General features: G+C 65.1%; 11 protein-coding genes and 1 pseudogene. 10 read left to right on the top strand and 2 right to left on the bottom strand.

What is annotated here, in order from left to right; genetic code table 11:
- Positions 1-133 precede the first annotated feature (133 nt).
- The 5 genes from F0Q34_RS10335 to F0Q34_RS10315 all read left to right on the top strand — a co-directional run bounded on the left by F0Q34_RS10335 (position 134) and on the right by F0Q34_RS10315 (position 5,835).
- Complete coding sequence (locus F0Q34_RS10335; protein ID WP_241665426.1) at positions 134-682, top strand: DNA-methyltransferase; 549 nt, start codon at positions 134-136, stop codon at positions 680-682.
- Between the two features lie 50 nt (positions 683-732).
- A complete protein-coding gene (locus F0Q34_RS10330; protein ID WP_149812118.1) occupies positions 733-1,065 on the top strand; it encodes a hypothetical protein in 333 nt (110 codons plus the stop codon).
- Between the two features lie 200 nt (positions 1,066-1,265).
- Positions 1,266-3,290, top strand: coding sequence for a hydantoinase/oxoprolinase family protein (locus F0Q34_RS10325; RefSeq protein ID WP_161600829.1), 2,025 nt, complete (start codon positions 1,266-1,268; stop codon positions 3,288-3,290).
- Positions 3,287-4,873, top strand: coding sequence for a hydantoinase B/oxoprolinase family protein (locus F0Q34_RS10320; RefSeq protein ID WP_149812116.1), 1,587 nt, complete (start codon positions 3,287-3,289; stop codon positions 4,871-4,873). Before F0Q34_RS10325 ends, F0Q34_RS10320 begins: the two co-directional genes overlap by 4 nt.
- Positions 4,870-5,835, top strand: coding sequence for a Bug family tripartite tricarboxylate transporter substrate binding protein (locus tag F0Q34_RS10315; RefSeq protein ID WP_161600828.1), 966 nt, complete (start codon positions 4,870-4,872; stop codon positions 5,833-5,835). Before F0Q34_RS10320 ends, F0Q34_RS10315 begins: the two co-directional genes overlap by 4 nt.
- A gap of 75 nt (positions 5,836-5,910) precedes the next feature.
- Here F0Q34_RS10315 and F0Q34_RS10310 read toward each other — a convergent pair whose 3' ends face one another.
- Positions 5,911-6,360 (bottom strand): GNAT family N-acetyltransferase, encoded by a 450-nt coding sequence (locus F0Q34_RS10310; RefSeq protein WP_149812114.1) that lies wholly within the window; start codon positions 6,358-6,360, stop codon positions 5,911-5,913.
- Positions 6,361-6,774: 414 nt separating this feature from the next.
- Here F0Q34_RS10310 and F0Q34_RS10305 point away from each other — a divergent pair, with 414 nt between their 5' ends.
- Complete coding sequence (locus tag F0Q34_RS10305) at positions 6,775-7,011, top strand: AbrB/MazE/SpoVT family DNA-binding domain-containing protein (protein WP_149812113.1); 237 nt, start codon at positions 6,775-6,777, stop codon at positions 7,009-7,011.
- 7 nt (positions 7,012-7,018) lie between these two features.
- Positions 7,019-7,429 (top strand): type II toxin-antitoxin system VapC family toxin, encoded by a 411-nt coding sequence (locus F0Q34_RS10300; protein WP_149812112.1) that lies wholly within the window; start codon positions 7,019-7,021, stop codon positions 7,427-7,429.
- Positions 7,430-7,442: 13 nt separating this feature from the next.
- Here the strand turns inward: F0Q34_RS10300 and F0Q34_RS10295 are convergent, their stop codons facing one another.
- Entirely contained in the window at positions 7,443-8,105 is a 663-nt protein-coding gene (locus F0Q34_RS10295) for an NUDIX hydrolase (protein WP_149812111.1), read from the bottom strand.
- Positions 8,106-8,251: 146 nt separating this feature from the next.
- Between F0Q34_RS10295 and F0Q34_RS10290 the strand changes: the two genes are divergently transcribed.
- The 3 genes and pseudogenes from F0Q34_RS10290 (at position 8,252) to F0Q34_RS22030 (ending at position 9,399) form a co-directional block, all read left to right on the top strand.
- A complete protein-coding gene (locus tag F0Q34_RS10290; protein WP_149812110.1) occupies positions 8,252-8,497 on the top strand; it encodes a hypothetical protein in 246 nt (81 codons plus the stop codon).
- Positions 8,498-8,740: 243 nt separating this feature from the next.
- Positions 8,741-8,905 (top strand): annotated as a pseudogene (locus F0Q34_RS10285) (ATP-binding protein); the annotation flags it as partial.
- A 320-nt stretch (positions 8,906-9,225) separates the two neighbouring features.
- Entirely contained in the window at positions 9,226-9,399 is a 174-nt protein-coding gene (locus F0Q34_RS22030; RefSeq protein WP_174242027.1) for a hypothetical protein, read from the top strand.
- Positions 9,400-10,411: the final 1,012 nt, after the last annotated feature.

The raw sequence follows: 10,411 nt of genomic DNA, 5'->3' as shown, positions 1-10,411 counted from the left end.
AGGAGGTGAACAGACACGGGTCATTTCTCAGCGAAAACTCTGACCCCTCCCGGGTCAGATCTCAGCAAAAATCAACATTCTGAACGACGACCGGGCGGATTGGCGGGCGGCTTGGGCACTGTTCCCCGGCGCGGTGGCTTATGTCTGGCATGGCGCCCTGCACGCCACCACGGTGGCGGAGAGCCTCCTGGCCGTGGGCTTTGGGATCCGCGCCCAGATCATCTGGGCCAAGGACCGGCTGGTGATGAGCCGTGGCCACTATCACTGGCAGCACGAGCCCTGCTGGTACGCCGTGCGCGACGGCGCCAAGGGTCACTGGTCTGGCGACCGCAAGCAGACCACCCTGTGGTCCATTCCCTCGCGCGACCAGGATGCCGCCACAGTGCATGGCACCCAGAAGCCGGTCGAGTGTATGCGCCGGCCGATCGAGAACAACTCCTCGCCCGGCCAAGCCGTGTACGAGCCCTTCTCAGGCTCAGGCACCACGCTGATCGCGGCAGAGATGACCGGGCGCGCCTGCCATGCCCTGGAGCTCGACCCCGCCTATATCGATGTGGCGGTGCTGCGCTGGCAGGCCTTCACGGGACAGGCGGCGCGGCTGGAGGGCGATGGCCGCTGTTTCGCTGAGGTCAGCGCCATCCGTGCCCCGGCAGCCCAGAGCGCATCTGAGGAGGACGTGTGAGCATGCCGGGTGGACGTCCTCCTTATGCGCCGACGGAGAAGGAGCGGAACATGGTGCGCACCATGTCCGGCTTTGGCATCCCGGATTACGAGATCAGCCTAGTGCTGAAGATCGACGGCAAGACCATGCGCAAGCACTTTGCCGAGGAGCTGGCCACCGGCCACACGGAGGCCAATGCCAAGGTGGCCGCCTCATTGTTCAAGAAGGCTACCGGCGATGGGCAGGGCTCGGTGGTGGCTGCGATCTTCTGGCTGAAGTGTCGGGCGGGGTGGAAAGACAGAGCGGAGGGGGCGAGCAAGCGAGAAGAAGTGGTCCGGGCGGCGAGGAACGCGGCAGTCGGCACTACCTGGGAAGAAATTCTGGGAGACGGGCGACCGCAGTAGGCGGGAACGGCTGATTACCCTGCCTGCACGGCGAAGACATGTTCTAACACAACGCGGTGGCTCTCTTTGGCCGCCGCGAATAGCCTCCAGCTCCTCCGATAGCGTCGATCGTCCGGCTATTCTCCGGGTTGTGCAGTGAGCGATCCTCGTTAATGGTTAGGTCCTGGGCAACCACTGTTCCCCAACAGGCAGAGCATCGGATGGAAATGGAAATCGGCATCGACATCGGCGGCACATTCACCGATGCCGTATGCCGGCAGTCTAATGGACGCCTCCGTCTCCTGAAAGTGCCGAGCACACCCGACGATCCAGCGCGTGCGGTGGGCGTGGCGCTCTCCGAGCTGCTTGGAGATGGCGATGGTGCGGCGGTTCGGCGCTTCCTGCACGGCACCACGGTTGCCACCAATGCCATTCTGGAGGGAAACACCGCCCGTGTGGCGCTGATTACCACCACGGGTTTCGGCGATGTTATTGAAATCGGCCGCATGATCCGATCGGTCAATTATGATCTGATCCTAACGCCGCAAACACCCGTCGGACTCATTCCGCCGGAGCGCCGCTATGAGGTGCATGGGCGCATCGGCGCTGACGGCGCAGTGGTGGAGCCACTTGACGAGGAAGGAGTTGCTGAGGCGGCGCGCCAGCTGGCGGCAGAGGGCGTACAGGCCGTGGCCATCTGCTTCCTGTTTTCTTTCCTGAACCCGGCTCATGAGAGGCGGGCGCGGGAGATCATTGAGGCGGAGTGCCCCGGCGTTGCGGTGTCGCTTTCCAGTGACGTGGATCCTGCCATCCGTGAGTACGAGCGGACCTGCGCCACCGCTTTTGACGCAGCCCTGAAGCCTGTCATGGACAGCTACCTCGCCCGTATCGAAGGTATCATTGCCAAACGGGGGATCAGGGCGCCGTTGCAGGTCATGCACTCTCGCGGGGGGCTGCTGGGAAGTGGCGAAGCGCGCCGCCGCCCGGTGCGGCTGACACTCTCGGGCCCCTCCGCAGCTGCTATCGGCGCGGCCTCGGTCCTTCGCCAGGCGGGCTTCTCGGAAGGCATCTCGATCGACGTTGGAGGCACCAGCGCCGATGTTGCGCTGATCTCCGGCGGAGCCGCGGTGCTGCGAACAGACGGTCGCATCGGTAGCTTTCCCGTGCGCGTTCCCACGGCCGACGTGGTGGCCGTCGCTGCTGGCGGCGGCAGCATCGCCTGGATTGACGCCACTGGCGCGCTCCGGGTCGGTCCACGCTCGGCCGGGGCTGATCCCGGTCCCGCCTGCTACCGCCGGGGCGGCACCATGCCCACCGTCCTCGACGCCTCAGTGGTGCTGGGGTTGGTGGATCCGGTCAGCTTCGCGGGAGGCCATGTGCCCCTAGACTGCGCCGCCGCGGAGGAGGCGATCGAACGAGAGATAGCGGCCCCACTGGGAATAGGAGTGCAGGAAGCAGCCCTGGCCATCCACCGCGTCATCAACGCCATCATGGCGGAAGCAGTCCGCCAGGTGACTGTCGCGCGTGGCACGGATCCGCGGGACTGGCCGCTCCTGCCTGCAGGAGGCGGTGGCGGCCTGCATGCGGCCACGATTGCCGAGGACCTCGGGATGGGCTGCATCGTCGTGCCGTCCGCACCTGGCGTGCTGGCGGCGATGGGCCTGCTTGAGGCGCCGCTTGAGCATGATGCTTCGCGTGGCTACTACCGTCCGGTTCACCAACTGGCAGAAGATGTGCTGCGCGCCGATATCGAGGAGCTGGCAGGGCGCTGCGCTGCCGCGATGACGCGGGAGGGCGTTGAGCCTGCGATGACCGAGACAGAAGTCGTCGCAGCGGCCAGCTTCGTGGGGCAGGGACACACACTTGATGTGCCCGTTCCCGCGGAATGCTGGGAGCCGGGAGCGGCGATCCGCGATGGGTTCATCGCCGTGCACCGCCGCGCTTACGGTCACACCCGCGATGCGCCCGTCCGCCTAGTTGAGCTGCGGGTGGTGCAGAGAGCGCGCATCCCGGGGCCACCCAGTCTGCGCGCCGCCGGCGCCGCCGAGGCACGGGGAGGCCGTTGCGCGGTGATCGGTGGGGCGATGGTCAAGGCGGTCACAATTCCTCGTATCGGCATGGCGGATGGAGAAATGATCCGCGGCCCGGCCATCGTCGAGCAGGCGGATTCCACGCTGGTGGTCCCGGCCGGCTGGGAGGTCACGAGCCATCCCGCCCACCTCCTGATGCGGAAGGTAAGCTCATGAGCGCCGCAGCTATCGATCCCGCCCTGCTGGAAATCGTTCGCAGGCGGCTGGAGGGTATCGCCGAGGAGATGCAGGGCATCCTCCTGCGGAGCGCGGTGTCGCCCATCGTGCGGGAGGCGAATGACGCCTCTGCCAGCCTTTTTCTGCCCGACGGAACCGTAATGGCGCAGTCAGTCTCGCTGCCGCTGCTGTTGGGCTGCCTTGTGCCGGCAGTATCTCGTATGGTCGCCAACTTCCCTGTGTCCCGGATGCAGGAGGGCGACGTCTACCTGATGAACGACCCGTATGACGGCGGCACACACATCCCTGACGTTTCCCTCCTCGTGCCGGTGTTCGCGGAAGGCCGGGTTATCGCCCTGGCCGGAACCATCCTCCACCACCAGGACCTCGGTGGGCTGACGCCGGGCTCAGTGCCGACAAACGCTACCGAGATCTACCAGGAAGGCCTGCGCCTGCCGCCGCTACAGCTCTCGAGAGCTGGTAAGGCCGACCCACAAATTCTGCGTATCATTGCGTGCAACACTCGTACGCCGGATGCCTTCGAATGGGATCTGAACGCCCAGATCTCTGCCTGCCGAACTGGTGCCGCGCGGATGGCCGAGCTTGCAGAGCGCTACGGAGTGAGCCAGCTCACCACTCTGATGGAGGAACTGGTAGGGCGGGCAGAGGCAGCAACCCGGGCCGCCATTCGCGCCATTCCAGATGGAAGCTGGCGGTACTGCGACTTTCTGGACAACGATGGGGTTGACCTTGATCGCCCTGTTCGAGTCGAGGTGGAAGTGTCGATCCGGGGCGATGATGTAACCATCGATTTTACAGGTACTTCGCCGCAGGTCCGCGGTCCCATCAACGCCGTGCCCGCGGGCGTTATGGCCGGAGCCTTCTTCGCCATCTGTGCGGTTACCGGGCCTGACATCCCGAACAATGGTGGGTGCTTCCGGCCGCTGCGGCTAGTGCTTCCCGAGGGTTCCCTGGTGAACCCGAAGCCACCCGCCGCGGTGAATGCGCGAACCGCCACCGTCAAGATCCTGACTAACGCGATCCTTGGGGCGCTGGCTCAGGCTCTGCCAGATCGCATCCCGGCCGCCAATGCGGGGGTCAGCGTCGTGATGGCATTGAGCGGCCGGAATGCGGACGGCACCGCCTTCGTGGTCACCGAGGCGATGCAGGGTGGCAGCGGTGCATCCGCGAGAGGCCCCGGCGTCAACGTAATCTCGACCGATGTCGGCAACACCATGAACCAGCCTGTTGAAGCGATGGAGAGCGACGCGCCGGTACGGGTGCGGCATCTGGCAGTACGGCGCAACTCCGGCGGAGAAGGGCTCCACACTGGCGGCTGCGGCGCACTGCGAGAGTATGAAGTGCTGCATGGCCCGATGACGTTGACCTTTCGCGGGGAGCGCCACTTCAACCGGGCCAGAGGCGCGGCTGGCGGCGGCGATGGCGCGGTGGCGGAGGCTTACATCCTGCGTCAGAACGGGACCAGGGAGGTGATCCGGTCCAAGCTGAGCACAATTCTGCAATCGGGCGATCGGCTGGTGATGGCCACAGCAGGTGGCGGTGGATGGGGGAAGGGCGAATGAAGCGACGGGTCGTCACACTGCTGCTGGGCGCGATCGCCCTTCCGGCCGCCGCACAGGCGCCCGATACAACACGTCCGCTGCGCTTCGTCACAGGCTACACGCCGGGCGGCACCTTCGACACGGTGATCCGCGCCCTCGCGGATGGTATTCAGGCTCGGATCGGCCATACGGTGGTAGTGGACAATCGGCCTGGCGCGGGCGGCAGCGTCGGCAGCGATGTGGTCGCGAAGTCGGCTCCGGACGGGTACACTTTGCTGGTCGGCGGTGCCGGTACACATGGTGTGACGCCGGCGGTCCGCCGCAATCTGCCTTTCGATACGGAGCAGGACTTCACCGCAATAGCGCGGATCGCTGAATTCCCCAATGTGATGGTGGTGAGTGCAGACCTTCCGGTGCGCACGGTAGGAGAGTTTGTCCAATGGGCAGCTAAGCAGCCCGGGGGGATCAATTTCGGCTCACAGGGAGCCGGCACCTCCATTCACCTAACGGGCGAGCTGTTCCGCCTGCGCACAGGGTTGGAAATGGTCCATGTCCCCTACCGGGGCAGTGCCCAGGCGACGGCAGATCTTCGGGGCGGCCGAGTGCATGTTATGTTCGACAATCTTCCCTCTGTGATGGGCCAGATTGAAGGAGGCGCCCTGCGGGCCTTGGCAGTCACCTCCGCCACGCGGGTGGCTGGGCTTCCGGACGTACCCACCATGGGCGAGGCTGGAATCCCGGATTTTGTTGTCGCCAGTTGGGTCGGTGTCTTCGGACCTGCCGGGATGCAATCTGCCACCGTTGAGCGGATCTCCGCAGCCATCCAGGAAGCAACGGCTTCCCCTCCCGGGTCAGATCGCCTCCGGGCTATGGGCGCTCAGCTTTCGCCGGCAAACTCTGCTGCGTTCGATCGATCCTGGCGGGCAGACATGCGGCGCTGGCGTGAGGTGGTGGCCCTCGCCAACGTCAAAGTTGAAGAGTAGGAGCGGCGGATTGCTGGACTGAAATCCGATGCACTGACGCAGGACAGCCCGGTGCGCGTGCTTACGGGTGAGCTCCTACCCCTGCTTGCGCAGTGATCGAATGAATCGGGAGCCTGCCTCGGCGAAGCCTGTGGCTCGGCAGAATTCGCACAGAGCTGGCGTATCCGATCGAGTGATGATCTCCAGTTCGCCGCAACCCGCCACACGCGCAGCCTGTGCAGCCGCCTTGAGCAGCAGCCGGCCGATGCCCCGGCGGCGCTCGTCAGCGTTGACCAACAGCGTGCTGATCTGCGCCCTTGGGCGAGCTGCTTCGAGCGTCGGATACCAATGCATCACCACGAGGCCGCTGGGCGGCCCCCACTGCAGTGCCATCAATGCCGTCGCTGACGCCTGGCGCAACGCGACGAGCCGTTCCGCCAAGTCGTGCGCATCGATGGCGAAGCCGGCCGTCGCCAGCAGGTCGGCGAGCCCGGGTGCCTCAGTGGCGGTGGCAGCGCGGATCTCTAAGCCGTAACGTGACGTCACGAATGCGGTCCGTTGTGTTGAGGCAGGTTGCGGCCTGGTAACCATCGCTGCGTTCTGGGTAGGCTGCGGGCTAACAACGGCATGTTCAATAACACGCATGCTCAGCTGACGTGTGCCCGTACCCATGCCAACTGCGCCAGCTGCCGGGCTCGTTCAACCCGACACACCACGGACGCGGCCGGGCCAGCGAACCCCAGCCGGAGGGCAAACTCGCCGCCACCGCGCCGGACTGGATGAGCCCGGGCCAGCAGGAGAGCTGGGCCTATGCGATGGCGCATGCCCCGAAAGGACTGCTGAAGGCCATCGACCGCGGCGTGCCGCTGTGCCTGGCCGGCTTGCCAGAGCCTGCTTGGCAGCGGCCGTGGAGATCTCTAAGTAATACCTGCTATATGAAAGGTATTACCGGAGGCAGCCATGGCCACCACCGTGACCAGCAAGGGTCAGGTCACCATTCCGAAGCCCGTGCGCGATCTCCTGGGCCTCGCGGCCGGCAGCGCGGTCGAGTTCCGCCTGACGCCCGAGGGTCAGGTCCTGCTTGCCCGGGCCGATGCCGCAGCGCGCCCGCGGAGCCGTTTCGCGCGGCTGCGGGGGGCCGCAGGCCCCGGCATGAGCACAGACGAGATCATGGCCCTGACCCGCGGCGAGAACTGAGCAGTCCTTGGCCACTCTGGTCGACACCAACATCCTGCTGGACCTCGCAACGGACGACCCGCACTGGGCGGACTGGTCCTTGCGGCAACTGGAGGCGGCCGCGGTACAGGGGCCGCTGCTGATCAACGACGTCATCTACGCCGAGCTGTCGGTCCGCTTTCCAGGGGTCGAGCAGGTGAACGCCTTTGTGGCGGAGGCTGGTCTCCATCTGGAGCCGCTCACCCGCCCGGCCCTGTTCCTGGCCGGCAAGGTCTTCAAGGCCTACCGCGGGCGAGGGGGCTCCCGCAGCGGGGTCCTGCCCGACTTCCTGATCGGGGCCCAGGCCGCGGTGATGGGGCTGCCGCTGCTGACGCGGGATGCGGCGCGCTACCGCAGCGACTTCCCGACGGTCACGCTGATCGTGCCGGACCAGCCGTAGCACCCTCCATGGGCTACCGTGCGGACACGCGGCTCGGCCGTGAGGACCCGGCGAGCGGCACGTCCGAGCTGATGCTGCCTCCCGGTGACGCCTGACCCTTGTCACGGCTGCCGATCTGGTGCGTGAACAGGCACACACCCTCACCCAGCTGGCCCTTGCCGAGCGCGTCTAAAACGTCTCGGTAGATGAAATGGCTCGGATAGAGCTTGGTCGGCAGCGTTGCGAACCAACCGAGATCTCCGGCCTCGGGAGGGTCTCCCACCCCGATGACACGTTTGCCCGGGCTGCCGCGCAAGGTGGCCTGGTAGCACAGCGAGAGAGCATGGCCTCGATCATCGAAGATCTCGATCAGCGCCACTGGCCGGCGGGCGATCTCCACCTCACATCCGAACTCCTCACGCGCACAGGCCGCGATACGATGGACGACCTCTTCCCGGTGGCGAATGATGCTGCCTGGGACATGCCAGCCGATCCCGAACGCGTCGTCTCGCCAGGCCAGTAGGATGCCTTTCTCCTCGTCCTGGACCAGCAAATCCACGTTCGGGGTGGATGTCACCTCCGTGATGAAGCGGAACAACGGTGCGGGCAGATCACCACTCCGACCGCTCAGCTTCGCCAGTATATCTTCCAGAGTCCGCAGCTCCTCGTCCGTGAGCACTCGATTATCAGCTGACATCCTGGCGGTCTCCTGGAGCCATGAGGCGCGTGGCGCATCAACGCTGGCGGGGTAAGCGGGTTCACCGGCGAGCGGCCGGTGCTGACTTGGCCCGCTGTAGGCGTAGACTCGACCGTATTTTGTGATCCTTCTATGGAGAGACCTCAGTGTTCGACAAGCTGATCCATGCGGATTGGAGCGTGAGCCCCGGCAAGCGCTGGGTCACGCCCGCGGAGCGCCAAGCTGGCCGCTGGGTGGTCGGGGCACTGGCCCTGGTTGGACTCAGCGAGGCCTCCCTCGACCGCGCCTTTGCCGCCGCTGCGGGGCAGGGCGTGTTGCCTGAATGCGGGGAGCTCGGCATGGGACGCTTCCCCATGGGAGACGGCCGGCATGCTCCGAATGTGCTGCGCTAGTGGCAGCAACGCGCGTGCCGAGACGCGGGGTAGCGCCGCCTCCGGTACCCGGGGCTGCTCCGGGTCCGTCTCCGCCCGCCTCAGCAGCCGGCGGCGCCCATCCCCCAAGGCCAACGCCACGAAGGGCAGGACATTGGCCGCAGGTCAGCGACAGCACTCTCAGCCGCTGTCCAAACAGCGGATGGCGCGGGTCCGTGATCGTGACGTCAGACACTACGCGTTCGAGATCAGAGACAGCCCGGAATGTTCGGCGATGCCAAGATGACCACCGCGCTCCTCGACCGGCTCACCCACCACTGCCACATCCTGGAAACCGGCAACAATAGCTTCCGCTTCAGGAACAGCTCCGCCACCCAGGCCCCTTGTGAAAGGAACCGCGAATCCCGGAAGCGAGTGCCGCTTGCCTAAAAGAGGGCGGTAGATCCATAGCCACAGCAATTCATCGATAAAAACGCAACCGATGCGCGCAATCATTGATTGATCTACGCCTGGGAATGGGATCAGGGTGCCACTTAGTCTGCCCCCGCTGCCCAAGTGGTACTCTAAGTTCCGTTTCAGGTGCTTTGGCGTTCCGGATGATGCCCTTTTCCAGACCGCCTGCTGATCTCCGGGCGAGAATACAAGCCTAGAAATGGCCTCTAAGCCGCCACGGAGCTTCCGCGATCCAGGCGTTTCCTTCTCGAGGTGGGAAGAGCTTCGGGCTTCTTCCCAAAGGGGAGGATCGCGCCATGAAGCTCCGCCTGTTCGCTGCGGCCCTTGTCCTGCTGTCGCTGGGCGGCTGCGTTGTTGTGCCGCCGCCGGAGGACTACCGCCCCCATCACCGTCATGGCTATTACGGGCCACCGCGCGGCCATGGCTATGGCTACGGTCCGCCTCCCGGCTACTACCACCGAGGTTGGTAAGGCCTGCCCGTTCAGATCTCGGCGGGCGGCTTTCTGTCGTTTAGCCTCGCAGCAAGCAGTCCATCTGCGGCCGGCCTCCGCACTCCCGGCACCGCAGTCGCTCCTGCAGTTCGTGGTGCTTCATCGCGGACGGTAGGCTGTGCTGCCTTGCGAAGGCCTGAACCTGCTCACACACCACACGGCCGCATGGGCAGCGGATCTGCAGATGCCAGCCAAAGCGGTACCACAGCGGATCTACTGGCCTGGCGTGGTCATAGTTGGCGGCCAAGGTGAAGCATCAGCCGATACGTGGGGGCGGGCAACGGGCGTAGACCGCCGCGACCTCGCGTGTGAGTTCGCGCAGCCAGGACGCCAGCCGATCAGGGATCCGGGCCTGCCCTCGCGCCATCCGCCGGGCCATGGCTTCGTCGATTCCTAAGACCCGTGCGAGATCGCTTTGTCCCCACCTGAGCGTCTCTAGGCAGGCCTTCATTTCATCGCCGGACATGGCTCACAGCGCCAGGCTCAGCTGCCCCGGTGGTGTGCTGCGGCCATCAGGTTTACAGTCCACGAGGTCGGTCAGCATCGGATCGATCGCCGCCAGAATGCCATCCACGGCCTCAACAAGGTGCGTTGCGGCATGGCCGGGCTCAGGGCGCGCAGATATCCACGAGCTTCGCCCTTGGCCTCTCGGACGGTGCAGCCCTCGCGGAGGGCAAGCTGGAGAGCTTAGCGTAGGCGGTGTTCGGTCACAGGGTCGAGCAGGCGGGGATTGAGGTTCATCGTCCGAGACTCCAGTGGAGAGGGCGGCATGAAGCTATAATATAGAACAAAAAGAGAACAAGAGGTTTGCCGCAGCTTATGGTCAGTGCGGTTCACCCCGGCATGGTTCCGGCAGAAGCTTCTGCCTCGCTGTTTAACGGGCTCCATATAGTAGTAGAGAAATTGATCTATGCACTTAATGGTTGTCCTTGGTAACTGCGGAAGGTACCAAGCTTAAGGGACGATTAACGGCGGCCTCTATTGCTTCACA

This window comes from Teichococcus oryzae (genome assembly GCF_008386565.1).
Classification (GTDB): Bacteria; Pseudomonadota; Alphaproteobacteria; order Acetobacterales; family Acetobacteraceae; genus Pseudoroseomonas; species Pseudoroseomonas oryzae.
This window is presented reverse-complemented; position numbering and strand designations above follow the sequence as displayed.

Excerpts from the sequence above, each read along its gene's own strand:
- F0Q34_RS10315 (WP_161600828.1), top strand. The coding sequence starts at position 4,870 with ATGAAGCGACGGGTCGTCACACTGCTGCTGGGCGCGATCGCCCTTCCG.
- F0Q34_RS10305 (WP_149812113.1), top strand. The coding sequence starts at position 6,775 with ATGGCCACCACCGTGACCAGCAAGGGTCAGGTCACCATTCCGAAGCCC.
- F0Q34_RS22030 (WP_174242027.1), top strand. The coding sequence starts at position 9,226 with ATGAAGCTCCGCCTGTTCGCTGCGGCCCTTGTCCTGCTGTCGCTGGGC.
- F0Q34_RS10295 (WP_149812111.1), bottom strand. The coding sequence starts at position 8,105 with ATGTCAGCTGATAATCGAGTGCTCACGGACGAGGAGCTGCGGACTCTG.
- F0Q34_RS10320 (WP_149812116.1), top strand. The coding sequence starts at position 3,287 with ATGAGCGCCGCAGCTATCGATCCCGCCCTGCTGGAAATCGTTCGCAGG.
- F0Q34_RS10325 (WP_161600829.1), top strand. The coding sequence starts at position 1,266 with ATGGAAATGGAAATCGGCATCGACATCGGCGGCACATTCACCGATGCC.
- F0Q34_RS10330 (WP_149812118.1), top strand. The coding sequence starts at position 733 with ATGGTGCGCACCATGTCCGGCTTTGGCATCCCGGATTACGAGATCAGC.